Here is a 25559-nt window from a genome sequence, read left to right as displayed (position 1 = left end):
CATGCCGGGGGGATCTGAGCAATTTTTGTCAGGCCTCAGCACCGGAAATTACGCATAGTGCGGCCCGTGAAGAATGAACCGCGAATGAACGAAAGCAAAGCCAGCGTCTATGCCGCCCGATTTGACAGAGTGCTCGATCACATCGAACAGCACCTCGACGAACCGCTCGGCGTCGAGCAGCTGTGCCAGCTCGCGAATTTCTCCAGGTTCCATTTTCACCGGCAGTTCGCCGACTACATCGGCATCACCGTGGCGCGATACATCTTGCTGCTTCGATTTCGGCAGGCAGCCTATCGGCTCGCCTTCGATCACAGCGCCAAGATCATCGACATCGCTCTGGATGCTGGCTTTGAAACCCCGGAATCGTTCACCCGTGCCTTCGGCAAAACCTTCGGCCAGACCCCTTCGGCCTTCAGGAAAGCCCCCGACTGGGATGCCTGGCACGCGGTCTATCGATTCCGCTTACCCGAAAGGAATACCATCGTGCAGGTCGACATCGTCGATTTTGAAACAACCCGAATCGCAGTGAAGGAACACCGCGGCCCCACCGAAAAACTGAATCATGCCGTGGGCGAATTCATCGCCTGGCGCAAAGAATCCGGCCTGTCCCCGAAGGACAGCCATCGAACTTTCGGCATCGCCTACGACAACCCCGACACGACGCCCCCGGCGGAATTCCGTTTCGATATTGCGGGAGAGATCAAAACGGAAGTCCCCGCCAATGCGCAGGGCATCGTCATGAAAACCATCCCCGGCGGCCGCTGCGCCAAAGTGCGCCACTACGGATCGCACTCACGTATTGGCGAGAGCATTTACCCACTGTATCGGCAATGGCTGCCCAGCAGCGGAGCAGAACTGCGCGACTTCCCGCTTTACTTCCACTACCTGAATCTGCTGCCGGAAACCTCGGAAGCAGACCTGGTGACGGACATCTACCTGCCCTTGAAGTGACGGCCCAGGGCGGCTGCGTTTCCGCCCCGGCCAATGACGCCGACACACCCCCTGGCGGCCGCTGCGATCCGCCACGCTGCGCCAACGACCAGGAATGCGCCGATATCGCACGCAATCGGCATCCTTTCCCACACGGCGGACTGAATGCCGCGTCGCCGCGCATCCTCCGCATCGCGGCACTACAGCCGGTATGCTAGAGTTTTAAGGAAGCCTAGCGTGCGGCGGGGTCGCACCCAGGCCGTACTTGGCTATCCGAAGGGGGCACAGCATGAACCGGTTCGTCTCGACACTCTGCATCGCGCTGCTGCCAATGCTGGCCGGCTGCGTGTCCGCGCCGCCGGTCGATCGCGTGCAAGTGACGGTCCTGTGCAACAACCGGGTGTGCACACCGATCGACGCCAATAACGCGACGCGTTCGATCCAGTCGATCAAGAAGCTGATCTATGACGGCCTGTCGCGCGAGTTCTCCGCCTGCGAAACCAGCGGACCGAACAACCCCTGTACGTCCAACGATCTGGGCATGTTCGTGCTCGGCGGGCCAATCCCGGGACGCGGCGCGCTCAAGTCGGCGAGCTTCCTCTCGGTCACCGACGGCCCGGTCGCCAACAGCCTCAACCTGCGCATCGCCCTGCGCGAAACCTTCATCGGTACGCCACTCGTCTGCTCCCATGCCGACGGCACGCTGACACTGAGCGGAGCCGGCAAGGTCGTGCTCGAATTCGCGCCGCATTACTGCAACTGGGCACTGGTCGGCAACGTCTTCACCTCGTTCTCGATGGTCATCGACCGCATCGACCTGAACGACAGGCTGGTCACCGGCTACTATTCGCTCGCCACCACCGGCACAGGCAACGGCGCCGGCAGCGGCTACGCGGCGCTGCGCATTCCCGACGGGCGGCTCGACTTCGGCACCTTGCAAGAACTCGACACCCTGATCAAGAGCAACGCGACGAACCGGCTGACGACGGCGGAATCGCCGGCGCCGGCGACCGCGCCGCAGCCGGAAGGTAGCAAGGTCGCGCTGATTATCGGCAACGCCGGCTACAAGATTTCGCCGCTGCAGAATACCCGCAACGACGCCAAGTCGATGGCTGCCTCGCTGAAAGCTCTCGGCTTCAAGCAGACGGTGTTGATCGACGCCAATCACGACCTGATGGAAAGCGGCCTGCGGGCCTTCATGGAGCAAGCCCGCTCAAGCGCCATCGCGCTCGTCTATTACGCCGGCCACGGCGTCGAGATCAACGGCCGCAACTACCTGGTCGGCACCGATGTGGACATGAGCTCGCCGCAACAAGTGCTGGCGCACAGTATCGACGCCACCGAGATGCTGTCGGCCTTGGGCATCGCCACCCAGGGCGCCAAGATCCTGATCCTCGATGCCTGTCGCGACAACCCGTTCCCGGAACGTTTCCGTCGCCAGGCGCACGGCCTCGCCCAGATCGAGGCGCCGGTCGAAACCTTCATCGCCTTCTCGACCTCGCCGGGCAAGGTTGCCGAAGATGGCAGCGGTTCCAACAGTCCTTATACCAAGGCACTCATCGCGCGCCTCGACAGGGAAAATAGCGCGCTCGAAGCCATCTTCCGCGACGTGCGTAAATCGGTCGTCAACGAGACCAACGGTCGCCAGACCCCCTGGGAAAACACCAGCCTGACCGCCGAGATCAAGCTGTCGACGCCATAGGTGCCCGTCCGACGCGCCATGCGCAGGCGGTGCGCATGGCATCGTTTCCCGGAAAAGTCCGTCCTTACTTCTGCTTCATCGTGTAGCTGCCATCGGCTGCGAACTTGATGTTCGCATCGAGGAAGAAGGCCTTGACGTCGGCGCGAGCGGCCTTCACCGTGTCATAGGCTTCGCCGGAGCGGGCGCCGGTAGCACAGAAGAAAATCACCGGCTTGTCGGTCGGCAGCGACGCGACCTTGGCATCGAGATCGTCAACCGGAATGTTGACGGCCCCCTTGATCGTCCCGGCGTTGAACTCGCGCAGGTCACGCACATCGACGAGATGGATCGATTGCGGCGCGCTCTTCCACACCTTCTCGAACGATTCTACCGTCACCGTTCCCTTTTCTTTGCCGTAGGCGAGCGCAGCGCCGTCGGCCGACGCCGTCGCAGCGGCTGTCGCCGACTTGGCGGCACCCGCACCGGCCAGCTTTTCCCATTCCGGATAGCCCTCCGGATAGGTCACCACGTTCGCATAGCCAAGCTTCTTCGCCTTCGCCGCCGATTTATCGGAAAGCACGCAATCGAGGCCGCCGCAGTAATAAATCAGCTGCGTTGCCTTGTCGGCCGGCAGTTTGTCGAGGTGCTTGTCGAACTCGCTGTCCGGAATATTGATCGCCGTCGGGATCATTCCTTTCTCAGCGACGCGACGCGGCCGGGCGTCGATCAACGCGTAAGCGGCTTTGTCGTCGATCAGCTTCTTGATATAGGCGGCCGAGACCGATACACCTTCACCGCGTTCCTTCCAGTCCGGCATACCTTCCGCATATACCATGATTTTGGCATAGCCAAGCTTCTCGGCCTTGAACGCAGAATTGTGGCTCAACATGCAATCGACACCACCGCAGTAGAAAATCAGCAACGCGGACTTGTCTGCCGGCAACTTGTCGGCAAGCTTGTCGAACTGACTGTCGGGAATATTGATCGCCCCGGGAATATGACCCGGATCGAATTGCCGTGCCGCCGGACGCGAGTCGATGATCATGACATCCTTCACCGGCGGAATGTCGACCTTGCCACGCACTTCGTCGTAACCGGCCAAACCTTTGACGTACCAGCCCTCACGCGGCTGGCTCCTGAGATCGGCCGCCACCACATTGAAACCGACAGCCACCAGCACAACGCCCGTCAGTAACCGGCGCCCGGCGCATTGCAAGCATGTTTTCCACATAAGCCCTCCTGAATGACCCTGTTATCAGTCGCCAATGCCGAGTTGGCAGACCGTGAAGTAATTGAATTCTAATATTACCACTTACGAATATACAGGGGCATTGGTTAGGTAGCTTCCGAAGTTGTCCGACCGCGACAAGCACTCCGGCGTAAAGTTTCTGCTTCCTGCAATTCGAGACGGGGGAATTACAGGCAGAGTCCCCAAGGACGCCGACTTCTGCTCTCGGCCATCGCCCACTGCCGCGCTTCGTCCATCGCCGAAAACAGGCGGACCTCATGGCGATTCATGCCGGTCGAAATGTATTCCTGGACGAGGCTTACGACGTCGGGATGCGTCGCCACGATCGCAATGCGGGTATCGGGATTCTGCCGGGAGGCCACGCCATCCGTCGCCGCCAACTCGAGCAAGGCTTCCGTCGAATAAGATCCGCCTGTGCATTGTCGGCAGTCATGCACAATGTAGCGGAGTGAATCGTAACGTTCATCCGCTTGATACAATCGGGCCACCTGAGCGACTTCAACGATCGTCAGATGCCCGTGATAGCACACCAGAACACCGTCCGACTCCCAAACCAGTTCGTGACTCATTCGCCCTCCCCTGCCGATTTTTTTTGCAGCATGTTGATCCTTTTGCGCCGGATTTGCAAATACCATATTCTCCGCTCCGGCCCGCCCACCGTTTGCACGCGTCTTTAGTCCGTCATCGAACCAGTTTTTATATGCACACTTCCCAGCAACTACGGACGGCGGTTGTCAGCAAGGCAGCGATCATGCGGCACTATGATGTCAATCGCATTCAAGGCTATTGCCGCGACTGCGGCATGTACGGCAAATTCTGGTCCTGTCCACCCTTCGACAGTCAGCCGCTGGCAGCCTTGCCGGAATGGACGCACGCGGTGCTCATCATGTGGCAGACAGCGGTAAGCACTCCCGACGACATGAATGCCTTGATAGCGCAATTTCAGGCGGCGCGCCGCCATCTTGGCGAAATCCTGATCGGCTGCGAGCGCCCCGGAACCACCGCCATCATCGCCGGCCAATGTTTCGGCTGTTCCGATTGCGTCCGCGCGCGCGGGGCTGATTGTTGCGCACCGGCGCGGATGCGCTATTCGCTCGAGTCGCTTGGTTTCGACGTCAGTACCTTGACAGAAGAACTACTCGGGCATCGCCTGGCGTGGGCCGCCGACAAGACACCCGACACGCTGACGCTTGTCGGTGCATTGCTCTGCGCCAATTGCGACTCGGCCAGGCACCTCGAACAGGCGCTCTCCGCACGTTAAATTTGGCCTGCAGTCACTCAGCACGGCGCACCGCCGATGCTCGCCAACAACTGCAAACGAGAACTAGTTCCTGGTCGCTCACCCGCAATCACGGCTATAAAGAGCGCCGATCATATTCGCGTCGCAGGTCTTCAAAGATGAGCCGTACCACGCCCTCCGTTTTTTTCTGCCAATTGCCTTCATGCAAATCGCTTCACGCTGCAATGACAGCTGTCGCTCACACTTTGGCATATTGCCACCGACACTCCCCGCGCAAGGCCAATGATACGTGCAGGGCAGGACCGCATTAGACGACTCCTCATCCCCAAAGCACGATTTCCCCTAAGCCGTTGCCATACCGATGCCATTGGCGTAACCTCGGCGCATGAGGTGACGGCGCACATCCGATAGACCCAGCTGCCCCCAACCGACGAGCGCGGTTAAGACTGCACGGAGGCCCTCTTTGAAAAAACTGCTCATCCTGTTGTTAATCGGTATTTGTGGCCTGGCATGGCGCAGCGAAGATCTCATGAAACTCGTCGGCCTCGCACATCCCAGCGGAGACGTTTCCCGGTTTCAGGGATCGCCCCAGCAGCCACCTCGTGGAATGACGATGAATGAATTTGCCGAACTGGCCAGAAAGGATCCTGACGCATACCGCAAATTCTTCGCCAGTCATCAGGCCACCACCGAACGCAACCCGGCCGACAAGTTGATGAATTTTTTCGCGCATGGCAAATACGAATAGTCGTCGCAGGTGCGAATGTCATCGTCTCCCGGACCATCAGCGCGCCAGCAATTGCAGAATATTCCGACCGCTCTAGAGGTGGTGGATCAAGTCCGACAAACCGCCAATATAGGTAAGCTTGTCGGCAATCGCCTCCGGCACGCCTTCGCGCGGATGCAATGAGAATACCCGCATTCCCGCCGCAACGCCGGCCAGCAGTCCGGGGACGCTGTCCTCGACCACTGCGCAATGCGCTGGGTCGGTACCGAGATCGCGCGCGGCAATCAGGAACAAGGCCGGATCGGGTTTGAAACAGCTGTGGTCGTAGGCGCTGTAGATGCGGTCGCCGACATAGGGCAACAGACCGGTCAGGTCGAGCGTCAGCTGCACCTTTTCCATCGGACCGTTGGTGACGACGCCGAAAGGAATATGCAGACGTTGCAATAACTCCAGCGCGCCCGGCATCGGCGCGAGATCCTCCTTGAAGCGGCGGACACTGGCTTCGCGGTAGCGCTGCGTGAAGTCCTGTTCGAAATTGTCGCCAGCCTCCGGCACGCGTTCGGCAATCCAGGCAGCGATCCTGGACATGCGCACACCGCGAAACTGGCGGTGCGCTTCCTCGCGCGTGAATTGCAGCCCCTCCGCCACCGCCATCTGGTGCAGCACGTCCATCGCCGGCACCTCGCTATCCACCAGGGTGCCGTCGCTATCGAACAATACCGCGCGTATTTCTCGCATTGTCATCTCAGTTCAGCCAAGCGGCATTGGCCGCGCAAAAACGCAGGAGCATAGCACGCACCGGTCAGCGCTCGGCCGACGCGTGCCGCAAACGCAGAAGACTGAAGACCGCCGCCGCGCCGGCCAGTCCGGCGGCCAAGCTCAGGGCGACAGCCGGCCCGGCGCCATCGTGCAGACTGGTGAGCGTGAACACGATCGCCATCGTCATGGCGCCGCAGGTCTGCCCGGTCAGGCGCGCCGTCGCCAGCATGCCGCTGGCCCCGCCGGCACGATGCAGTGGCGCCGAGGTGACGATCGTGTGGTTGTTGGGCGACTGAAAGAGGCCGAAACCGGCGCCGCTCAGCGCCAGACGCCAGATGATATCGACATCGCTCGGCGTCGCCGGCATGGTCGCCAACAGCCCAAGACCGGTCGCCAGGAGGGCGAGGCCGATGCCGCTGAGCAAGCCATCGGGATAGCGGCCGATCAGATGCCCGGCCAGGGGCGCCGTCACCACCACGGCAAGCGGCCAGGCAGTGATCAACAATCCGGCCTGTGCCGGCGAATGGCGATACGCCACGATCAGCAGGAAAGGCAGGGCGATCGAGGTCAGCGTTTGTGCGGCAAAAGCCGTCACCGAGGTGCACATCGACAGCGCGAACACCGGGATGCGCAGCAAATCCACGGGAAAGATCGGCACCGGCAAGCGCCATTGGCGCCGCAGATATACCACACCGACGCACACACCGACCCCCAGCAGGGCCGCGCCGGTCGTCAGGCTGTGTGTCGCCATGGTGCTGTCGCCGCGCGTGCCAAGACCGTGGGCGCCAAAGAAAACGAGGACGAACGTGGCGACGTTGAGCAACACGTCGACAAGGGACAAGCGCGCACCCGGCAAAGGCGGCGTGCGGTTTTTCGGCAGCACGCGAAAGCCCAACCACAACACGATGGCGCCAATCGGCAGGTTGATCGCAAACAACCAGGGCCAGGACGCCAGCGAGAGAATCAGCGCGGCCAGCGATGGACCCGCGACCGAAGCCGTCGCCACCGCCACCGAATTGATCGCGACGCCGCGCCCGAGCAGATGGCGCGGATAAATGAGCCGCACCAGCGCCGGATTGACCGACATGATCCCGGCTGCCCCCAATCCCTGCAACGCACGCGCCGCCACCAGTACCGGCAAGGATCCGGCGAGCGTGCAGGCAAAAGACGCCAGCGTAAACAGGATGAGTCCGCTGAGATAGACGCGCCGATAGCCGATCAGATCGCCCAGCGTCGCGCACGGCAGCAACAGCGCCAGGATGCAGACCTGATAGGCGTTGATCACCCACACCGATTGCGCAGCGGACGCATCGAGTTCGTGCGCAATGGTCGGCAAGGCGAGATTGACGACGGAACTGTCGAGCACCGACATCGTGATCCCGAGGATCACCACCACCATGGCGGCATAGCGCGTCGGTACGGGCAGGCCGTCCTGATCCGGAGCTGTCGAAGGAGTCACGGCGAAAACGCCTGGGGAAGGATGAATCCGGAAATTATACCGATCGATTTCGATCGTCGGCGCACCGGCCGGCGTATTCGCCAAAGGTGAACAGAACCAAAGCGAGCGAAGCGTGTCTGTTGGGCAAGATCGCCGATGCCCGTCGACAATGACAACGCGATGACTCGCCGCCCGGAATTTTGGCATGATGTTGCATCGGATCTTCTCTGACTGGGAGCACTGCCATGCAAAACGACCGGCCTGTCTGGCTGATCACCGGATGTTCGAGCGGTTTCGGCCGCGAACTCGTGCGCGCGCTGCTGGCGCGGGGACACCGCGTGGTGGCGACCGCGCGCAAGCCCGAGACCCTCGCCGAATTCCCTGCCAATGACGGACTGCTGATCGCAGCGCTTGACGTCAACGTACCGCAACAGATCGCCGACGTCATGCAGCGTGCCGAAGCCCGCTTCGGGCGCATCGACGTGCTCGTCAATAATGCCGGTTACGGCTATCTGGCGGCGATCGAGGAAGGCGAGGAGGCCGAGATCCGCGCGATGTTCGATACCAATGTCTTCGGACTCGCGGCAATGACCCGCGCCGTGCTGCCGGGCATGCGGCAACGGCGCAGCGGTCACATCGTCAATATCTCGTCGATGGGCGGCCTCGTCGGATTCGCCGGCGTCGGCTATTACAACGCAACGAAATTCGCCGTCGAAGGCCTGACCGAAGCGTTGGCCAAGGAAGTCGAACCGCTCGGCATCCGGGTGACGGCGGTCGAGCCGGGACCGTTCCGCACCGACTGGGCCGGCGCCGGACTGCGCCTGACACAGCACGCCATCGCCGACTATGCCGACACCGCCGGCGCCCGACGTATCGCCACGCGCGGCTACAACGGCAAGCAACCCGGCGATCCGGCCCGCGCGGCCGCCGCGATCATCGCCGCGGTCGAAGCGCCGGAATCGCCGCGCCATCTGCTGCTCGGACGGCCGGCCCACGATACCGTCAACGACAAGTTGCAAGCCTTGCAGCGCGAAATCGAGCACTGGCGGGAACTGACGCTCGGCGCCGATTTTCCCGCCGGACAATGAACCGATCCCCCACCGAGGACATCCCGATGACCGCCACACTCAGAATCGACTTCGTCTCCGACATTTCCTGCCCCTGGTGTGCCATCGGCCTGGCATCGCTTGAACAGGCGCTGGCCGAGACGGCCCCGGAAATCACCGCCGAACTCCACTTCCAGCCCTTTGAACTCAATCCCGGCATGCCCCCCGAAGGCCAGGACATCACCGAACACCTGACGCAAAAGTACGGCACGACGCCGGCACAGCAAGCGCAGGCCCGCGAAGCGATCCGGCAGCGCGGCGCCGACGTCGGCTTCGTCTTCCGGCGCGAAGGCCGCGACCGCATCTACAACACCTTCGACGCGCATCGCCTGCTGCATTGGGCGGGTCTGCCCTCCACCCAACCCGGCGGCTTGCAGCACGCTTTGAAGAAACGCCTGTTCGGCGCCTATTTCACCGACGGCGAAAGCCCGGCATCACACGCCATCCTGTTAGGCGCGGTGGCCGATGTCGGACTCGACGTCAGCCGCGCCCGCGAGATCCTCGACGGCAACGACTACGCCGACGAACTCCGCCGAATCGAAGGCCTGTACACCGACGCCGGCATCCACTCGGTGCCGGCCATCATCCTCAACTCACGCCATCTGATTTCAGGCGCCCAGCCGGTGTCACTCTTCGTCCAGGCCTTGCGTGAAATCGCCGGAGAAAGCCCGGAACAGACAGCACCCTGAGAACACGCGCCCTGCATACAAGGAACCCGCCATGGAAATGAAACACATTCAATCCGGCCGTCTGCGCAGCGTCGGCTATGACGCGCGCGAGCGACTGCTGCGCGTCGAACTCGACGATGGCAGCCTGATCGAATACACCGGCATCGGCAGCGAACTGTGGCGCCGACTCTCGACCTCCGCGTCGGCCTGGAGCGTCTACCGCGACGCGATCGAAGAGGAATACACCGGCCGCAAGGTCGCCGGCAGCACTGCCTCGAAAGCCGGCGGCAACCCGCTCGACGCACTGTTCAAATAGGATCGCGCGGCGCCCGCGGCAAATTCTCCGGGAAGACGTCCTTCTACAGGCCCGTCACAACCTGTTGGACAGGTTTGCGTTTCGCTCGATATAATCGGGGCAACCCATTCTTCTTTGGATCGCCCGCATGGAAGACTACGTCGTCCCGGTAATGCAGCAGGAAACCCTGTCGTCGCAGGTCATCCGCTTTCTTCTCGGCCTTATCTCGGAAAAGCGCCTGAAAGTCGGCGACATCGTGCCGAGCGAGGTCAAGGTTTCGGAAATGCTCCAGGTCAGCCGCGGCATTGTCCGCGAATCCTACCGGGCGCTCGCCTCGATCGGGGTGCTTTCCGTACAGAGCGGCAAGCGACCGCGCATTCGCGAAATGGATCCGAGCGTACTCGCCCAGTTTTTTGCCTATGCCGCCGCGACCAGCCAGATCAGCCCGACGCAGATTCTCGAATTGCGCCGGGTAATCGAAATGCAGGCCGCCGTTCTCGCCGCCACCCACGGTACCGACGAGGATCTGGCCACGATCGAAGCCGCCGGCAAGCGATTGCACGAGCAACCGATTTCGCATCCGGAGTGGATCAAACGCGACTACGAACTGCACATCGCCATTGCCAATGCGGTCCATAACCCGCTTTTCCAGATCATCATCCGGGCCCTGCGCGCACCGCTGGAGGAATCGATGCGCGTCGGCATCGAGAGCCAGGTGAGCAACCACACCGAGGCCCACATCGTCGATCTGCACGACCGGATCGTCAGCGCCATTTGCCAGCGCGATGCCAGCGCCGCCAGCCAGGCCATCGAGGAACATTTCAACGCGCCGGTGTCAGCACTGCTGAAAAAGGCCATCGACGATACCCGCTGCTAGCGTCCGCGCAAAAACACCGACAAACAAGCCCCGCACCCACGCCACGGCACAGCGTTGACATGCCCGATCACTATGCTAATCTGTCAACGTGTTGTACAGGTTTATAGGTTGGATTCGGCAAGCGCCGGCCAGCCTGCAGTTTGAGTTGGAGAACATCGTCCCCCGTTTCAATTCATTCCCAGGAGCAAACCATGAAACAACCTATCAAGGCCTTGATCGGCCTGGCGCTGGCAACCGCCTTCACCCTCACGACAGCGCATGCGCGCGACTTCCGCGGCGCCATCGTTCACCCGCTGGACTACCCGGCGTCAGTCGCTTTCAAACACATGGGCGACGACATCTCCGCCGCCACCAAAGGCAAGTACGGCATCAAGGTATACGGCAGCAGCACGCTCGGCTCGGCCAAGGACGCCATCGAACAGGTGAAGATCGGCGCCATCGACATGACCTGGATCAGCGGCTCCGACTTCAACCAGATGCTGCCCGAAACGGTGATTCCCAACCTGCCCTTCCTGTTCCGTGACATCGAGCACTTCCGCAAGGTGATGTACGGCCCGGTCGGCGATGAACTGCGCGCCTCGTTCGAGAAAGTCGGCTTCGTCGCGCTCGCCGCCTACGAGGCCGGTTCCCGCTCGTTCTACGCGAAAAGACCGATCCGCTCGGTGGCCGACATGAAGGGCCTCAAGGTTCGTGTCCAGCCCTCCGACATGTGGATCAGCGTCATGGAAGCGATGGGCGGCAACGCCACGCCGATTCCCTACGCTGAACTCTACACGGCCCTGAAGACCGGCCTCGTCGACGCGGCCGAAAACAACTACGCGTCCTACGAAACGGCAAAGCACTTCGAATCGGCACCGATATTCAGCGAAACCCAGCACGTCATGGTGCCGGAATTCCTCGTATTCTCGAAGAAGGTCTGGGACACGCTGACCAAGGAAGATCAGGCGGCGATCCGCAAGGCCGCAGCCGACTCCGTTCCCTACTACGTGAAGCTCTGGGTCGCCAAGCAGGACGACGCCAAGAAAGCGCTGATCGCCCACAAGGTCACCTTCATCGAACCAAAGGACATCGATCGCAAGTCCTTCTCGGATTCGCAAAAAGCCGTCTGGGACAAGTACGCCAACACGCCGGAACTCAAGTCGCTGCTGCAGAAGATCATCAACACCAAGTAACCGAACCCCCGCGCGAGGACCTGCGGGTCTTCGCGCGCCTCTGAGGAAGTATGCAAATGCATTGGCTGACCAAACTGAACGAGTATCTGTCTCGTTGGGCGATGTACATCGCCGTCGCCTCGCTGCTTGGCATCGTCGGCACCGTCCTCGGTTCCGTCATCTGGCGCTACGTGCTCAATAATGCGCCGTCATGGTCGGAGCAGGTCGCCCTGCTGCTGGTCATTAACGTCGCCATGTTCGGCGCTGCAGCCGGCATTCGCGACGAAGGCCACATCGGCATGGAATCGCTCGTCGGGCTGCTGCCGAAACCCCTGCAATTCTGGGTCGGCAACATGAACGGCTACCTGACCATTCTGTTCGGCGCTGCGCTGATCTGGTGCGGCACGTTGATGGCCATTTCCGTCTATCCCAACCGCATTACATCGATCGGCATCACGGAAGCCTGGCGTTATGTTCCCTGCATCATCGCCGGCACCCTCTTCATCCTGTTTTCGATCGAGCATCTGATCGCAATGTTCACCGGCAAGGAAGTGACTCCGTCATGGCACTGATCGTCCTCTGCATCACCTTCACCCTCTTTCTGCTGATGGGCCTGCCAGTGGCGGTGGCCATCGGTCTGAGCTGCATGGCGACCTTCGTCGCCGAGGGATTCCCGCTCGAACTCGCCCTGCAGAACATGATTTCCGGGATGAACGTTTTCTCCTTCCTGGCCATCCCCTTCTTCATCTTTTCGGGCGAGCTGATGCTGCACGGCGGCATCGCCGACAAGATCGTCACCTTCGCCCGCAACATGGTCGGACACTGGCGCGGCGGCCTCGGCATGGCCAACGTCGTCGCCTGCACGATCTTCGGCGGTGTCTCCGGCTCGCCGACCGCCGACGTCTCGGCGATGGGGGGTGTCATGATCCCGATGATGAAGAAGGAAGGCTACAGCGCCGATTACGCCGTCAATGTGACGACGCACGCCGCCCTCGCCGGCGCGCTGATGCCGACCTCGCACAACATGATCATCTACGCCTTCGCCGCCTCGAGCACCAGCGGCATGCTGGCCGGCGCCAACATCATGAGCAAGGGCGTGTCGATCGGCGAACTGATGTTCGCCGGCGTCCTCCCGGTCATCGTGCTGATGGTCTGCATGCTCGCCGCCGCGTACTGGGTGGCGCTCAAGAACGGCTTTCCGATCAAGCCCGACGGTTCGAGCACGCTCGATCCCTTCGCCGGCTGGCGGGCGATCCTGGTCTCCTTCGTCGCCGCCATTCCGGGTATGTTCGTCGTCGTCATCATCCTCACGTGCATCATCATGGGCGTGACGACAGCGACCGAAGCCGCCGGTATCGCCGTCACCTACTCACTGCTGCTGACCTTCCTCGGCTATCGCTCGATGAGTTGGCACAAGCTGATGAAAGCCGCCGCCAAGGCCGCCAAGACGACCGGCGTCATCCTGCTGCTGATCGGCGTCAGCACGATGCTCCAGTACATCATGGCGATCCTCGAGATTCCGGACAAGACGGCGCAAATGCTGCTCGGCACGACAAGCAATCCGCTCGTCATGTTCTTCCTGATCAACATCATCCTCTTCCTGCTCGGCACCTTCATGGACATGGCGGCGACGATCCTGATCTGTACGCCGCTGTTCCTGCCGATCGCCTTGCAGATGGGCATGGGCCCGGTCCAGTTTGGCATCGTCATGCTGCTCAACTGCGCGCTCGGCCTCAATACGCCGCCGGTCGGCGGTACCCAGTTCGTCGGCTGTGCCATCGGCGGCGTCTCGATCGAGGAAGTCATGAAAACGATCACGCCGTTCTATGGCGCGCTGTTCGCCGTCATGGGCGTCGTCACCTACGTCCCGTGGTTCTCCACCTGGATTCCCTCGTTGCTGAAGGGCGCGCCGGTTTACTGACCGAGCCGCCCAATGCCCTCACACGCCTAAAGGACTCACATGAAAACGCCCTGGAAAAATGACGACGAACTCTTCGCGCTGGCAAAGCAGAAACTCTTCGTCGCGCTGGTCGGCGACATTCTCGACAAGCTCGGCTGCCAGCACCAGTTTCTGCCGGCGCAGATCAAGCCCATCCAGAACAGCATGGTGCTGATCGGTCGTGCCATGCCGGTACTCGAAGCCGACCACTTCGCCGAAAAATACGAAGGTCGCTCGCCCCTTTCGCAACAGCCGTTCGGCCTGATGTTCCAGGCACTCGACGACCTCAAGCACAACGAGATCTACATCTGCACCGGATCGTCGCTGCGCTACGCCCTCTGGGGCGGCCTGATGTCCACGCGTGCGATGAAATGCGGCGCTGCCGGCGCCGTGCTGCACGGCTATCATCGCGATTCCAACGAGATCGAGCGGCTCGGCTTTCCGGTCGCGTCGATGGGCAGCTATGCGCAGGACCAGGGGCCACGCGGAAAAGTCATCGACTGGCGTGTACCGATCGAAATCGACGGCGTTCGCATCAATCCCGGCGATGTCATTTTCGGCGATCGCGACGGCGTGCTCGTCGTGCCCAAGGACAAGGTCGACGAAGCCTTCATCGGCGCATTCGAAAAGGCAAAAGACGAGAACAAGGTCCTCAAGGCGCTGCAGCAAGGCATGCCCACCGTCGAGGCCTTCGAGACCTTCGGTATCATGTGACGCAACCCACCGGACAAGGACACACCTAATGACAACAGCAAACGCCTTCTCGCTCGAAGGCAGGACGGCGCTCATCACCGGTGCCACCAGCGGCCTCGGCTACGCCATCGCCCAGTGCATGCTGACACAAGGCGCCACGGTCATCATCGTCGGCCGCGATCTCGACAAGGCGCGGCAAGCCGCCGCCAGCCTCGGACCCAATGCACACGCTGCGGCCTTCGACGTGCAGGACACCGACCGGACGGAGGCCTGGGTCGGCGACTTGCTCAAGCAACATCCGCGCATCGACATTCTCGTCAACAATGCGGGCAACCACTGCAAGAAGCCGATCGAACAAATGAGCGTCGCCGATTTTGAATCGGTGCTCGATGTCCATGTCGTCGGCGCATTCGCGCTGACCAAGGCGCTGGTGCCGCACATGAAGGCGCATCGCAAAGGCTGCATCCTGTTCACCGCATCGATGACCTCCTTCCTCGGCCAACCCTTCGTCACCGGCTATGCGGCCGCCAAATCGGCCTACCTCGGATTGATCCACGGCCTGGCCACGGAGCTTGGCGCCGACGGTCTGCGCGTCAACGGCGTCGCCCCCGGCTGGATCGACACACCGATGCTGCGCAAGGCCATCGAAGGCGACGATGCGCGCAAGAACAAGATCCTCGGCCGCACGCCGATGAAATGCTTCGGCGATCCCGAAGACATCGGCTGGGCCGCCTGCTACCTCGCCAGCGATGCGGCAAAATTCGTCAACGGCCACGTCCTGATCGTCGACGGCGGCGCGCTGATCGGCTTCTGAGTCGCCGTGCCAATCCGGGAGACGCCATGAAAAGAGGATTGCGCCTGCACCGTCAGGATAATTGCATCGTTATGCTGGATGATGTCCGGCGCGGGGAGGCGGTCGCTTACGACGGTGGATCCGTGATCGCCAACGCCGATGTCGATCTCGGCCACAAGCTGTCGATCGAGGCCATCGCCATCGGCGAAAAAATCAGAAAATATGGCGCCAGCATAGGTTCTGCGACGGCAGCGATTGCCCCGGGCGATCATATTCATACCCATAACCTGAAGAGCGACTACATCGTCGGTTTTCATCATTAGTCCGGCATAAAGAGGAACCCCATGCAAGGATACGTGCGCCAGGACGGCAAACTTGGCATCAGGAATACGGTGCAGGTCGTCTTTCTCGTCGAATGCGCCCATCATGTCGCCAAGCGCATTGCCGAAAGCTTCACCGCCGACGTCCAGTATTTCGGATTCCCCGGCTGCTATCCTTCCGACTACGGCCACCGCCTTGTGCGCAACCTGTGCACCCACGCCAATGTCGGCGCAGTCCTGCTCGTCTCGCTCGGCTGCGAGAACTTCGACCGGAATCGCTTGCACCAGGAGATCCGCCAAAGCGGCCGGCCCTGCGAGACGCTCGTCATCCAGGAAACCGGCGGCACCGCACCGAGCATCGCCGAAGGCTGCCGTCGCGTGCGCGAAATGCTTGCCACGATCGCCGCCACACCGCGACGCGCGATGACATTCGGCGACCTGATCATCGGCACGGTTTGCGGCGGATCCGACGGTACCAGCGGCATCACCGGCAACCCGGCCGTCGGCCGTGCCTTCGACCGCCTGCTCGCCGACAACGCCATTTGCATGTTCGAGGAAAGCGGCGAACTGATCGGTTGCGAGCCGCACATGATGGCACGTGCCGCCGACGAATCGGTCCGTCGGGACATCGACGCGGCGATGAGCAAGGCGCGCGATTACTACTCGACCATGGGCCTCGGCAGCTTCTCCAACGGCAACGCCGTCGGCGGACTGACGACACTCGAAGAGAAGTCGCTGGGCGCCTACGCCAAGTCGGGCGACGGCAAGATTAGCGGCGTCATCCGTCCGACCGAAATACCGACGAAGCCCGGTCTCTACCTCATGGACGTGGTGCCCGACGGCGAACCGCGCTTCGGCTATCCCAACATCTGCGACACCTCCGAGATCGTCGAACTCATCGCCACCGGTTGTCATATCGTCCTGTTCACCACCGGCCGTGGTTCGGTCATCGGTTCGGTCATCGCGCCGGTCATAAAAGTCTGCAACAACCCGCAAACCTATGCCCGCCTGAGCGATGACATGGACATCAATGCGGGACGCATCATCAGTGAGGGAGCGACGCTCGACGACGTCGCCGACGACATTCTTCGGGCGATCGAAAACACGGCGTCCGGCATGCCGACCAAAGCCGAAAAACTGGGGCACGTCGAGTTCGTGCTGACCTACAAGGATTTCGATTACGGCAAAGCCTGTTGCCGCTGATCCGAACGTACCGGAGACCAAGATGAGCGCCTTCATGGACAAGGACTTTCTGCTCGACACCGACGTGGCACAACGCCTTTATCACGACGTCGCCGCAACGCTGCCGATCATCGATTACCACTCGCATCTGATCCCCCGTGAAATCGCCGGGCGGCGCAGGTTCGCCAATCTCGCCGAACTCTGGCTCGGCGGCGATCACTACAAATGGCGCTTGATGCGCAGTTGCGGCATCACCGAAGATTTCATCACCGGCGATCGCCCGGTGCGTCAGAAATTCGACGCTTTCTGCCGCATCCTGCCGCTTGCCATCGGCAATCCGATCTTTCATTGGAGCCACCTCGAACTGCGCCGGCTGTTCGGGATCGACCTGCCGATCAACGCAAGAAATGCTGATGCCATTTGGGAACAAGCGAACGCCCGACTGGCGCACATGGACACCTGGAGTTTCCTCGAGCAGGCGCGGGTCGACATCGCCTGTACGACCGACGACCCGGCCGACGATCTCGCCGAACATCGCGCGATTGGCGCTTCTGCGCTGAAGACTCGCGTCATCCCCGCCTACCGGCCGGACAGCGCCATGGCCATCAACGCACCAGGGTTCCCCGCCTACCTGGAGAAGCTCGGCAGCCGCATTGGCGTGCCGATCGCCTCGTTTGCCGCCCTCATCGACGCGCTGATCGACCGTATCGACACCTTCGATGCCGCTGGCGCACGCATCTCCGATCATGCCATTGACGTGCCGCTGGCCGACGTCATTCCCGCTACCGATGTCGCCGAGCGGCTTTTCGCCAAGCGGATGCGCGGTGAAGCGTTGTCGCCGGCAGAAATCGGCGAATACCATAGCGTCATGCTCGACCGACTCGGCCGCGCCTATGCCGAACGCAACTGGGCGATGTGCCTGCACATTGGCGCCTTGCGCGACGTCAATACCCGTATGGTCGGCCGCATCGGACAAGCCACCGGCTACGACTCGATCGCTGACCACAGCTATGCCAAAGGACTGGCCGCACTGCTCGATAGCATGGAGCGCGACGACCAGTTGCCGAAGACCATGCTGTTCTGCCTGAACCCGGCAATGAACGAAGTCCTTGGCGCGATGATCGGCAATTTCCAGACGGGACCGGTCAAGGGCAAGATCCAGTATGGTCCGGCCTGGTGGTTCAACGACCACAAGGAAGGCAACCTCGAGCAGTTCGTCACGCTGGCAAACCTTGGCGCCCTCGGCACCTCGGTCGGCATGGTGACCGATTCGCGCAGCTTTGCCTCCTACCCGAGGCACGAGTATTACCGCCGTCTGCTCTGCCGACAGCTCGGACGCTGGGTCCAGGACGGCGAGTACCCCGACGATTCGGAGGCGCTCGACACCATTGTTCGCGGCATTTGCCATCAGAATGCGCGCGATTATTTCGGCTTCTAGGGCGGAGGGCCGCCCGATAACGTCCTCGATTTCACCGGCCATTCTGGCCGGTTTTTTTGTGCATCCGAGTGTTTTCGGACCTGACTAAATAAGGACCGTCATGAGCGCGTTGCAGACGCTGGATGTCATTACGCTCTGGCCTGACGCTGTCGGACCGGGCTCGGAACAGCTGTCGATCCGGGAAACCGTCACCGAACGCAGCTGTCATCCGTGCTGGCCCGATCGCATCCTGACCGGCATCACCCGCCCCCGACTGACCGCCTTCGTCCCGCGCAAACCCAACGGCGCCGCCGTCATCGTCGCCCCTGGCGGCGCCTACGGACGCATCGTGCTCGACAAGGAATCGGCGGAGATGGCGCTCTGGCTCAACACGCTCGGTGTCACCGCCCTGCTGATGCACTACCGGCTTCCCGCCGAAGGTCACGCCGACGGCCCCGACGCCCCGTTTGCCGACGCACAGCGCGCCATACGCGTGTTGCGCCAAAATGCCGGTGACTGGGGGCTCGACCCGGCCCGCATCGGTTTCCTCGGCTGTTCGGCCGGTGGCCATCTCGGCGCCATGCTCGGCACGCAATTCGATCGCCCGGTCGGCCGCCGCATCGACGACCTCGCCGCCTTTTCGGCGCGTCCCGATTTCATGCTCTTGCTCTATCCGGTGATTTCGATGACCGATCCGCACGCCCACTGCGAGTCGCGCGACAATTTGCTCGGTAGTTCGCCGTCGCCCGCCCGGATCCATCGCCATTCCGCCGAGAACGGGTTGCGCCCGGAAACCCCGCCGTGTTTCCTCGCCGTCGCCGACGACGACGCCGTCGTTCCGGCCGAAAACAGCCGGCTGTTCAAGGCTGCGGCGCTCGCCGCCGGCGTCGACTGTACGCTCCACCGTTTCAACCGGGGCGGCCACGGCTTTGGCATCCGCGATGCCCGCGATACACCGGCCCACGGATGGACGACGCTGGCAGCCGAATGGCTCGCCGCCCACGGGTTCCTCGCTAACGAACGGAACGCGGAATAGACCCGGAAACATTTGGCAACAACTTCGCTGTCAAACGCCGTCAGTCGGGGATGATGCCAACGCGTTAAGGACACATGAACACACGCAAGGAGACGTTCATGAGCACCTCACTCAAGACTGTTTTACTGGCCGCCGGCATCGCGATACTGTCGGGTTGCGCCGTCTATCCGTCACACGGCGCCTACTACGGTCCGGGTCCGGGTTACTCCTCCTACCGCGGCTTCGTCCCGCCGCCCGCACCGTTCCGCGGGTTCTCGCACCACGGCCACGGATTCCGGCGCTGGTAAGCCGGCGCGCCGAGGAATCCGAGTGTCATTTGTGAATCTGAATCTAGAGTAATGGCCGAAAACGTTGCCAATACTGGATTTCCATCACTAGACATTTGATGGTGGTACACGTATTGGTGCACGTTTCTTGAGAGTGTAGCCAACATCGCCGATAAATTGCTTGGGTTCCGAACGTCTAGGAAAACTATGCCGACGGCCACTTTGGAGCAGATACCCCGTTTCTGCTGATGCGTCCGGCACATCGGGCTTTGTAGACAGGACTCCTAGCCGGTGAATCCGCCCCCACGGTAAGCCCCCAAAGTGACCGCCGGAGTATAGGCCGTTTATGGCAGGACCGCTAGAATATGCCCTTCCACCTCGTCTTTAGCCTTTGCCGTGAAAGGGCTCCAAAGTTTGACGAGTAAACGAATAGAGAAAGAACTGTGGAAGTATCCCCCATCGGCCGATGAGTAGCTGGCATTAGACCTTACTACCTTCGGTCAAACGTCCGAAACGAATGGGGGCATGCTTTGATGCTAGCATAAACTACGATATTTACCGGTCTACGATATTCGTTTGCAACCGCCTTAACGAACGTACGCCCGTTGGGCTAACGCCCCAAAGGATACCTACAATGACCGATTTCACCCGCATGACTACCGAGCAGATCGAAGAAGAATTGATGAAGCTCTGCATCGCGGAGCGATTCGACGGGGATGTCGCGTGGTTGACCAGGGCATATGACGGTGAGCATTCCCTCGAAAAGGCCAAAGAACTCGACGATTGGCTACACCTTGCCAACCCCCGAAGGCACTCATCGCTTAAGTAAATTGTCGCCCCTCAGTCGTTTAACAACGCCGCCAAGCTCCCCTAGACTTAGATCCAGCCCCGTAAACGGCGGAGTAGAGGACGCTAGCCTATCTTGGGTGGCCGAATTCTCCGGTAGCCCTGCGGGGCGTTCCTTTTCAGCTTTCCCGGTATTCTGCGCGATCAGCCGAAGTAGCATCTGGAGTTCTTTGCTTCTATACTGTCGGCGGTGATGGAGCTTGCGCGTCGGACTCATAATCTGAAAGTGTGCGGAGTGCGCCACCCAAAGGCTGCATTGACTTGATCGCGCTGGGAATTAGACCCGGAGTTGCCGTCAAGCCATTCGCGGCCTTTGTTCTTTCATACACCAGCAATAAGCCGTCGATGACCCATGGAAGGTTAAATTCCACCCATTGCATATCCCCTACCCGGTATGCGTGGGTATGCGCGGATATTCGCGTGGATATTCGTTCAGTTATTTTCCCCATCCATACGCACAACCCGCGCCTTTGCTACGGGTTATGGCTATCGGCTGTTTAGAAATGTGCGCGGAAATCGCGCCTATCGGCTTCTCGCACGCGCGCGCACGACTGTCATCACCTACCTTTAGGGCCTCGCAAAACCCTGGCCGTCGTACACGCGCGTTGAATAGTAGTTATCGTTGAATGCTTCGCAGCGTTGCAACACATTGGCGACAGGCCGGTAGCCTTTAATAGCAGACACCGGCCCTCCCGGCCTTGAGACAGAACAAATACCGCCGCGCAGGTTCCGGCACTCGGCGCATCGGTGGCGGTCATCGGAGAATGGCTCTGGCTTAGTCAGTTCCGCCGCTACCCGCCCGATAAAATAGTTTCTTGCGTCAAAGTCGCAGCGGCATTTGTCGATCACCTCGCCAATCGTCACCGTGTCCGTTTCGCCAACGGATGCCAACCAGGTAAGAATCCGCTTCTCGTCGGAATCATTGAGAGGGGGCAATCCGCCGCAGTCTGAATCGTTCGCCGCCTGTAGTGCCTCGATGATGTCCGTCTTGCTCTCGCGGATTGCAGCTAGCCAGCGATTTACCGCCGCGCCGTCGCCGGTCGCTTTGATGGTGCCAGTAGGGGAAAGCGTCAGTCTTACCCCGTCCGCTTGAGCCTCGCGGATGATCGTCGCCGGGGTCATATTTCCACCTCGACCGCGCCTAATTCATTACGAAGGTGCTCAATTTTCCCGAAGGTGCTCACCACTTTTTGTTGGGCATCTTCGGCATTGTTGAGCATCTTCGCGTTTTCAAGGACCGTTTTCACGGCTCCCTGTCCAGGCATCCGCCAAACCCATCCGGCTTTCATGCCTTCCTTGGCTGGTTCAATTCCAAGCGCCTTTTGTGCCCGCCTGATCGTTGCCCAGGAGTACCCCGCGCCATCGGCATCCACCTTGATGGTCTTTGTTGGCAAAGGGCCATCTGACAGCAAGTCGGCAAGGAATCGCTTGGCATCTGCCAGGGTACCGCCTTCGCCATCGTCGCCAGTTGCATCCGCCGTCGCCAGCAATTCACGTGCAGCACCTTCTACCGCATCACCCCACAGCACAGATGACGCGAAGATGCCAGGATGCGTTTTCAGTTCGGCCTGGTGCAAGTCGTATTCAAAACCGCCGTCATCCGGTCCGATGTTCGACTTTGCCCGGCAGAAAAGCCGCACGGTGTGCCCGTCTTCGCCTTCCTCCTGATGCTTCGCTGCCACCAACACCACGCGGGCCAGCGCGCCGAATGCCAGGCTTCCGGTCAATCGCTCTACGGGGTCGCGTCCGCCTGTTCCCTTGGAAAAGTGCGTGATACCCAACAGGGCGCAGCGCATCGCGCCAGCCAGATCAACCAACGGTTGCAGTCCGCGTCGCACCTCTGCATTCTTGTGACTGTCTCCGGCAATGGCGGAAACCACGGGATCAACAATCAGCAGTCGCACGCCGCCGATTTCGGCCAGCTTGCGCCGTAGCGGTTCCATGTCGCGGGCAGGGTCGAAAGATCGCCGCTCGTTGCCTTCCCGAATGTCAGCAATGAAATAAACGCGGGACAGATCAGCCCCCGACAGGGCCAGCCTCGGTATTAGGGTGTCGGCGGGGTCATCTTCGCCACTCCAGATCACAACATTTCCGGCAATGGAGCGGGTGCCATCCGGCCAGTGTCCACCGGTTGTCACGGTCGCAGCCAGCCCCATGCTGATTGTCGTCTTGCCGGTGCCTGGTGCGCCGCCAAAGACATGCATCTTGCCCGCCGCCAGCCAGCCATTCCAAAGCCAGGTTATCGGTTCTGGGGTTAGCTCACTTGCCCGAATCAGATTCACATCCCGCGCATATTCGCCGGCTGGCGCATTACCATCACCGGGTTGATGCTCTCCATTTGTCGGTTCGCTCGCGCTCGTTACGGCGCTTATTACGGCGTCCGCCCCGCCAAGAATGAACAGGTCATTCATGTCCGTCATGTCGGGATCGCGGTCAGTACCAAAGTCTGGAATTGCCAGTTTCCCGCCGACAGATCGCGCCGCCTCGATTGCGTGTGGATCTGGTTCGCCGGTCGTCTTCACCAGATCAGCCAGGATCACTATCGCCGCTTGCGAGTAGCATTCGCGCATGGTCTTTGCCACCGTTGGCAAGTTGCCCGATGACAGCGCCGCTATGCCGGGTTTCCCTGTCGCCGTCGATGCGGATAGCACGGTCGCCACGCCTTCACCTATCAACAAAGTCAGGCCAGAGCTCTTGCTATCTGGCAGGCGTTCGGTTGCCCAATACCCGCCCACCTTGCTACCGCGCCCGGATAATGCCGCCTTGCGCTTGTCGCCATCAATCAGTTCCAGCGTTGAAATACTGCCGCTTTGTTTGACAGGAACTACCAACAAGCGCCCGGTCAGCAGGTCGCCGCTCGACTTCGGGGAGTAGCCCAATATCGCAGCCGCCTTACTCGAGTCAATCTCTCGCAGAGTCGGTGTCGGTAAAACTCTCTTGCGTTCCAGATAGGGATGATCGGCTTTCGCTTCGGTCGCCGCTTTCATGATCGCCGCCGCCTTTGCTGCCGTGTCGGCACGTTCGCGGGTTATCTCGGCTTCCTCTTTCTCTGCCCGTTCTGCTGCAATCCGCCGCCGCTCGGCAAGCTCTTCCGGTGTCGGCATTTGATGCCCGCCATCATCGTGCCAGCCGTTCGCCTTGGCTTCATAGAAAAGCGAACCAATGCTTACCTTGCCGCCAGCCCTGATGCTCTTCCACACGTCCCGAGCGTCCTTGCCGTTGAAGGACTCAGCTTGCTGGCTCCAAGATTCCCACAGATCAAAGCCGGCGTCTGCAATCTCTGACTTGATCGCCATGCCTATGCGGAGCCATGTCACTCGGTCGCTGGCATCAATGAATTGCAGGGCTTCGCGGATGCGGTCGACGTTGGTCATCATTGTCGCCCGCCTTTCTGCCATCCGCGCTTCTGGCGACGTTCTATTTTGCTCTGTTTTAGACAACCAAATAGTGCCGGTCTGGTAGTATCGGAGTCTGTGACAGTGGTATCTCTTTTAGCCGTGCCGGTGCCTGCCGTGCGCGGCTTTTTCTTGTTCGTCATCTCAGCCCCCTTTACGCCGCCAGGGCTTTGCGAAGATCTCCCACGTTCCAGGCGGTCACGCGCTCGGATAACTTTCGTGGGGCAGGCAGTGTGCCGCGCTTTACCATTCGCCAGACGGTTGCCGATGAACAACCGATAAGAGCCTGAACTACGGGCTGACGAACATTGGCGGAATCAGGAAGTGAATCGAAGTGAACCAGCGCTTCGGGGATGCTTCTGGTATGTGATGCCATGTTTTCGCCCTTTCTGAGACGTTATGCACATGGCTTCGTATTATTTATATCAAAACGGCGTTAGATGCCCATCCCCAACGGACGCCGTACATTTTCTGATTGAGGCTGTACAGTCTCCGCTCGGAAACTGTTATCTAAATCTCACTCCGATTTTCTTTGCATGCTCACGAATCCACCCCGCAACTGTCCTCGGAGTCTTTTCAATACCCTTCGTCTCTAGCAGCCAACTCGCGATATGTACACCTGCCATGTCTGCACTACTAAATCGCGAAATGTCTTTTTCCCACTCGGCAACGACGATGCTCTTTGCTTCATAGTTTTCGCGGTGCCTTTCACTATTTAGTTTTTTCGCATTCTCTGATCTGAGCATGCACGCTTCGTGTTCGCGCATGGCCCGTATCTTTGCCTCATCTTCCATGTAACGAAAGTGCTCAGCAAAACAGACTGCATCCATCGCTTCAATAGCATTCTCGCCAGCGACAGCCATATTAATTTCATGGCCGAAATTAAATTGCTTGTCTGGTTTCAGGGCTGAGGCCGTTTCAGCTATTCTGCACAGCGCCAATGTTGCGAATAGCTCTGAATAGGTTGCATTCGCAATGTCGTTTACATCTTCTGCGGCATAGCCTCTCGCCAATATTCTCAAAACTTCGGCATCGGTATCGGTTGAATATGGCCCGTCCAACATCAACTTATCTCTAGCATCTTCTTTGAGTTGCCATTGCCCCCCATATTCTTCTCCGTTCTCGCTTTCCATACTTCCAACCCATTCGAAAAACTCTAACGCCCTGTCGTACTCTTGTTCAATCCAGGCTGGTTCGCGCTTCCATCGTCTGGGAGTGTTCAATATTTCTTGTAGGCGACTGATTTCGTCGTCAAGCGCATCTGACCTATGACAAAAGATCGCAAAGTCTAGACCTCGTGCCATTTTTAGTATTTCTTCGACTGTCCTTGACTCCAATAGCACTCGAGCTCGGTTAGCAATCTTTGGTAAGTGCGCAAACGGATAGCTTGGCACTTCTTTTGACCGTGGGTCAAAGAACATTAGCAAGTGCACAAGATAAGAATAATATTCCTTTGCCATAGCGCCCCTTCGTCGCTCCCCCGTTAGGTAGCCACGCCAGCCAGGTAAGGGTGTCCCGGTTTTCGTCCCGTCGGACTAGGCGCGGCTTGAC

The 25559-nt window shown here is 60.3% G+C and carries 27 protein-coding genes; 19 read left to right on the top strand and 8 right to left on the bottom strand.

The window, feature by feature from the left end; all coding sequences use genetic code 11:
• Window positions 1-84 precede the first annotated feature (84 nt).
• The gene (locus BLR25_RS02870) at window positions 85-951 is read left to right on the top strand and encodes an AraC family transcriptional regulator (protein ID WP_091933004.1); all 867 of its coding nucleotides are present in this window, start codon (window positions 85-87) and stop codon (window positions 949-951) included.
• A 268-nt stretch (window positions 952-1219) separates the two neighbouring features.
• A complete protein-coding gene (locus tag BLR25_RS02860; RefSeq protein WP_091932997.1) occupies window positions 1220-2632 on the top strand; it encodes a caspase family protein in 1413 nt (470 codons plus the stop codon).
• A 64-nt stretch (window positions 2633-2696) separates the two neighbouring features.
• Here the strand turns inward: BLR25_RS02860 and BLR25_RS02855 are convergent, their stop codons facing one another.
• Window positions 2697-3842 (bottom strand): rhodanese-like domain-containing protein, encoded by a 1146-nt coding sequence (locus BLR25_RS02855; RefSeq protein WP_091932994.1) that lies wholly within the window; start codon window positions 3840-3842, stop codon window positions 2697-2699.
• A 185-nt stretch (window positions 3843-4027) separates the two neighbouring features.
• Window positions 4028-4429 carry a hypothetical protein gene (locus tag BLR25_RS02850; protein WP_091932990.1) on the bottom strand — a complete coding sequence of 134 codons (402 nt, stop codon included), beginning with the start codon at window positions 4427-4429 and terminating at the stop codon, window positions 4028-4030.
• A 182-nt stretch (window positions 4430-4611) separates the two neighbouring features.
• Here BLR25_RS02850 and BLR25_RS02845 point away from each other — a divergent pair, with 182 nt between their 5' ends.
• Together BLR25_RS02845 and BLR25_RS20870 are read left to right on the top strand one after the other, a co-directional pair.
• On the top strand, window positions 4612-5121 hold the full coding sequence (locus BLR25_RS02845; protein WP_176785721.1) for a DUF2284 domain-containing protein: 510 nt from the start codon (window positions 4612-4614) through the stop codon (window positions 5119-5121).
• A gap of 442 nt (window positions 5122-5563) precedes the next feature.
• Window positions 5564-5848 carry a hypothetical protein gene (locus BLR25_RS20870; RefSeq protein WP_143009747.1) on the top strand — a complete coding sequence of 95 codons (285 nt, stop codon included), beginning with the start codon at window positions 5564-5566 and terminating at the stop codon, window positions 5846-5848.
• A gap of 72 nt (window positions 5849-5920) precedes the next feature.
• Here the strand turns inward: BLR25_RS20870 and BLR25_RS02840 are convergent, their stop codons facing one another.
• Together BLR25_RS02840 and BLR25_RS02835 are read right to left on the bottom strand one after the other, a co-directional pair.
• Window positions 5921-6565 carry an HAD family hydrolase gene (locus BLR25_RS02840; protein ID WP_091933680.1) on the bottom strand — a complete coding sequence of 215 codons (645 nt, stop codon included), beginning with the start codon at window positions 6563-6565 and terminating at the stop codon, window positions 5921-5923.
• A gap of 64 nt (window positions 6566-6629) precedes the next feature.
• Window positions 6630-8045 (bottom strand): MFS transporter, encoded by a 1416-nt coding sequence (locus tag BLR25_RS02835; RefSeq protein WP_218122600.1) that lies wholly within the window; start codon window positions 8043-8045, stop codon window positions 6630-6632.
• A gap of 224 nt (window positions 8046-8269) precedes the next feature.
• Here BLR25_RS02835 and BLR25_RS02830 point away from each other — a divergent pair, with 224 nt between their 5' ends.
• The 15 genes from BLR25_RS02830 to BLR25_RS20865 all read left to right on the top strand — a co-directional run bounded on the left by BLR25_RS02830 (window position 8270) and on the right by BLR25_RS20865 (window position 20596).
• Window positions 8270-9112 carry an oxidoreductase gene (locus BLR25_RS02830; RefSeq protein ID WP_091932984.1) on the top strand — a complete coding sequence of 281 codons (843 nt, stop codon included), beginning with the start codon at window positions 8270-8272 and terminating at the stop codon, window positions 9110-9112.
• A gap of 26 nt (window positions 9113-9138) precedes the next feature.
• Complete coding sequence (locus BLR25_RS02825; RefSeq protein WP_091933671.1) at window positions 9139-9819, top strand: DsbA family oxidoreductase; 681 nt, start codon at window positions 9139-9141, stop codon at window positions 9817-9819.
• 31 nt (window positions 9820-9850) lie between these two features.
• A complete protein-coding gene (locus BLR25_RS02820; RefSeq protein WP_091932980.1) occupies window positions 9851-10114 on the top strand; it encodes a KTSC domain-containing protein in 264 nt (87 codons plus the stop codon).
• A gap of 127 nt (window positions 10115-10241) precedes the next feature.
• On the top strand, window positions 10242-10970 hold the full coding sequence (locus BLR25_RS02815) for a FadR/GntR family transcriptional regulator (protein ID WP_091932976.1): 729 nt from the start codon (window positions 10242-10244) through the stop codon (window positions 10968-10970).
• A gap of 191 nt (window positions 10971-11161) precedes the next feature.
• Window positions 11162-12142: a TRAP transporter substrate-binding protein gene (locus tag BLR25_RS02810; protein ID WP_091932973.1), complete on the top strand. Its 981-nt coding sequence runs from the start codon at window positions 11162-11164 to the stop codon at window positions 12140-12142.
• Between the two features lie 56 nt (window positions 12143-12198).
• A complete protein-coding gene (locus BLR25_RS02805; protein ID WP_091933667.1) occupies window positions 12199-12693 on the top strand; it encodes a TRAP transporter small permease in 495 nt (164 codons plus the stop codon).
• Complete coding sequence (locus BLR25_RS02800) at window positions 12684-14042, top strand: TRAP transporter large permease (protein WP_091932970.1); 1359 nt, start codon at window positions 12684-12686, stop codon at window positions 14040-14042. The genes BLR25_RS02805 and BLR25_RS02800 overlap by 10 nt, the downstream gene beginning before the upstream one ends.
• 39 nt (window positions 14043-14081) lie before the next feature.
• The gene (locus tag BLR25_RS02795; RefSeq protein WP_091932967.1) at window positions 14082-14774 is read left to right on the top strand and encodes an RraA family protein; all 693 of its coding nucleotides are present in this window, start codon (window positions 14082-14084) and stop codon (window positions 14772-14774) included.
• 28 nt (window positions 14775-14802) lie between these two features.
• Complete coding sequence (locus BLR25_RS02790) at window positions 14803-15567, top strand: SDR family NAD(P)-dependent oxidoreductase (RefSeq protein WP_091932964.1); 765 nt, start codon at window positions 14803-14805, stop codon at window positions 15565-15567.
• A gap of 26 nt (window positions 15568-15593) precedes the next feature.
• Complete coding sequence (locus tag BLR25_RS02785; RefSeq protein WP_091932960.1) at window positions 15594-15869, top strand: UxaA family hydrolase; 276 nt, start codon at window positions 15594-15596, stop codon at window positions 15867-15869.
• A gap of 21 nt (window positions 15870-15890) precedes the next feature.
• Window positions 15891-17069, top strand: coding sequence for a UxaA family hydrolase (locus BLR25_RS02780; RefSeq protein ID WP_091932955.1), 1179 nt, complete (start codon window positions 15891-15893; stop codon window positions 17067-17069).
• Window positions 17070-17091: 22 nt separating this feature from the next.
• Window positions 17092-18486, top strand: a complete 1395-nt coding sequence (gene uxaC / locus BLR25_RS02775; protein WP_091932952.1) for a glucuronate isomerase — start codon at window positions 17092-17094, stop codon at window positions 18484-18486.
• A gap of 100 nt (window positions 18487-18586) precedes the next feature.
• Complete coding sequence (locus BLR25_RS02770) at window positions 18587-19501, top strand: alpha/beta hydrolase (protein WP_091932948.1); 915 nt, start codon at window positions 18587-18589, stop codon at window positions 19499-19501.
• Window positions 19502-19599: 98 nt separating this feature from the next.
• Window positions 19600-19788 carry a hypothetical protein gene (locus BLR25_RS02765; protein ID WP_143009746.1) on the top strand — a complete coding sequence of 63 codons (189 nt, stop codon included), beginning with the start codon at window positions 19600-19602 and terminating at the stop codon, window positions 19786-19788.
• Window positions 19789-20401: 613 nt separating this feature from the next.
• The gene (locus tag BLR25_RS20865; RefSeq protein ID WP_143009745.1) at window positions 20402-20596 is read left to right on the top strand and encodes a hypothetical protein; all 195 of its coding nucleotides are present in this window, start codon (window positions 20402-20404) and stop codon (window positions 20594-20596) included.
• Window positions 20597-21180: 584 nt separating this feature from the next.
• Here the strand turns inward: BLR25_RS20865 and BLR25_RS02755 are convergent.
• The 4 genes from BLR25_RS02755 to BLR25_RS02740 all read right to left on the bottom strand — a co-directional run bounded on the left by BLR25_RS02755 (window position 21181) and on the right by BLR25_RS02740 (window position 25468).
• A complete protein-coding gene (locus BLR25_RS02755; RefSeq protein ID WP_091932937.1) occupies window positions 21181-21735 on the bottom strand; it encodes a hypothetical protein in 555 nt (184 codons plus the stop codon).
• Window positions 21732-23990, bottom strand: coding sequence for an AAA family ATPase (locus tag BLR25_RS02750; RefSeq protein ID WP_176785720.1), 2259 nt, complete (start codon window positions 23988-23990; stop codon window positions 21732-21734). Before BLR25_RS02750 ends, BLR25_RS02755 begins: the two co-directional genes overlap by 4 nt.
• 172 nt (window positions 23991-24162) lie before the next feature.
• Complete coding sequence (locus tag BLR25_RS21745; protein ID WP_091932931.1) at window positions 24163-24384, bottom strand: helix-turn-helix transcriptional regulator; 222 nt, start codon at window positions 24382-24384, stop codon at window positions 24163-24165.
• A 130-nt stretch (window positions 24385-24514) separates the two neighbouring features.
• Window positions 24515-25468 carry a hypothetical protein gene (locus BLR25_RS02740; RefSeq protein WP_143009744.1) on the bottom strand — a complete coding sequence of 318 codons (954 nt, stop codon included), beginning with the start codon at window positions 25466-25468 and terminating at the stop codon, window positions 24515-24517.
• Window positions 25469-25559 lie beyond the last annotated feature (91 nt).

The sequence above is a fragment of the Propionivibrio dicarboxylicus genome (genome assembly GCF_900099695.1).
GTDB lineage: Bacteria > Pseudomonadota > Gammaproteobacteria > Burkholderiales > Rhodocyclaceae > Propionivibrio > Propionivibrio dicarboxylicus.
The sequence above is the reverse complement of the archived record's forward strand: the minus strand, read 5'-3'. Positions and strand labels throughout refer to the sequence as shown.

Coding starts and splice junctions, on each gene's coding strand:
- BLR25_RS02870 (WP_091933004.1), top strand. CDS start 85: ATGAACGAAAGCAAAGCCAGCGTCTATGCCGCCCGATTTGACAGAGTG.
- BLR25_RS02860 (WP_091932997.1), top strand. CDS start 1,220: ATGAACCGGTTCGTCTCGACACTCTGCATCGCGCTGCTGCCAATGCTG.
- BLR25_RS02855 (WP_091932994.1), bottom strand. CDS start 3,842: ATGTGGAAAACATGCTTGCAATGCGCCGGGCGCCGGTTACTGACGGGC.
- BLR25_RS02850 (WP_091932990.1), bottom strand. CDS start 4,429: ATGAGTCACGAACTGGTTTGGGAGTCGGACGGTGTTCTGGTGTGCTAT.
- BLR25_RS02845 (WP_176785721.1), top strand. CDS start 4,612: ATGCGGCACTATGATGTCAATCGCATTCAAGGCTATTGCCGCGACTGC.
- BLR25_RS02840 (WP_091933680.1), bottom strand. CDS start 6,565: ATGCGAGAAATACGCGCGGTATTGTTCGATAGCGACGGCACCCTGGTG.
- BLR25_RS02830 (WP_091932984.1), top strand. CDS start 8,270: ATGCAAAACGACCGGCCTGTCTGGCTGATCACCGGATGTTCGAGCGGT.
- BLR25_RS02825 (WP_091933671.1), top strand. CDS start 9,139: ATGACCGCCACACTCAGAATCGACTTCGTCTCCGACATTTCCTGCCCC.
- BLR25_RS02820 (WP_091932980.1), top strand. CDS start 9,851: ATGGAAATGAAACACATTCAATCCGGCCGTCTGCGCAGCGTCGGCTAT.
- BLR25_RS02815 (WP_091932976.1), top strand. CDS start 10,242: ATGGAAGACTACGTCGTCCCGGTAATGCAGCAGGAAACCCTGTCGTCG.
- BLR25_RS02810 (WP_091932973.1), top strand. CDS start 11,162: ATGAAACAACCTATCAAGGCCTTGATCGGCCTGGCGCTGGCAACCGCC.
- BLR25_RS02805 (WP_091933667.1), top strand. CDS start 12,199: ATGCATTGGCTGACCAAACTGAACGAGTATCTGTCTCGTTGGGCGATG.
- BLR25_RS02800 (WP_091932970.1), top strand. CDS start 12,684: ATGGCACTGATCGTCCTCTGCATCACCTTCACCCTCTTTCTGCTGATG.
- BLR25_RS02795 (WP_091932967.1), top strand. CDS start 14,082: ATGAAAACGCCCTGGAAAAATGACGACGAACTCTTCGCGCTGGCAAAG.
- BLR25_RS02790 (WP_091932964.1), top strand. CDS start 14,803: ATGACAACAGCAAACGCCTTCTCGCTCGAAGGCAGGACGGCGCTCATC.
- BLR25_RS02785 (WP_091932960.1), top strand. CDS start 15,594: ATGAAAAGAGGATTGCGCCTGCACCGTCAGGATAATTGCATCGTTATG.
- BLR25_RS02780 (WP_091932955.1), top strand. CDS start 15,891: ATGCAAGGATACGTGCGCCAGGACGGCAAACTTGGCATCAGGAATACG.
- uxaC (WP_091932952.1), top strand. CDS start 17,092: ATGAGCGCCTTCATGGACAAGGACTTTCTGCTCGACACCGACGTGGCA.
- BLR25_RS02770 (WP_091932948.1), top strand. CDS start 18,587: ATGAGCGCGTTGCAGACGCTGGATGTCATTACGCTCTGGCCTGACGCT.
- BLR25_RS02765 (WP_143009746.1), top strand. CDS start 19,600: ATGAGCACCTCACTCAAGACTGTTTTACTGGCCGCCGGCATCGCGATA.
- BLR25_RS20865 (WP_143009745.1), top strand. CDS start 20,402: ATGACCGATTTCACCCGCATGACTACCGAGCAGATCGAAGAAGAATTG.
- BLR25_RS02755 (WP_091932937.1), bottom strand. CDS start 21,735: ATGACCCCGGCGACGATCATCCGCGAGGCTCAAGCGGACGGGGTAAGA.
- BLR25_RS02750 (WP_176785720.1), bottom strand. CDS start 23,990: ATGATGACCAACGTCGACCGCATCCGCGAAGCCCTGCAATTCATTGAT.
- BLR25_RS21745 (WP_091932931.1), bottom strand. CDS start 24,384: ATGGCATCACATACCAGAAGCATCCCCGAAGCGCTGGTTCACTTCGAT.
- BLR25_RS02740 (WP_143009744.1), bottom strand. CDS start 25,468: ATGGCAAAGGAATATTATTCTTATCTTGTGCACTTGCTAATGTTCTTT.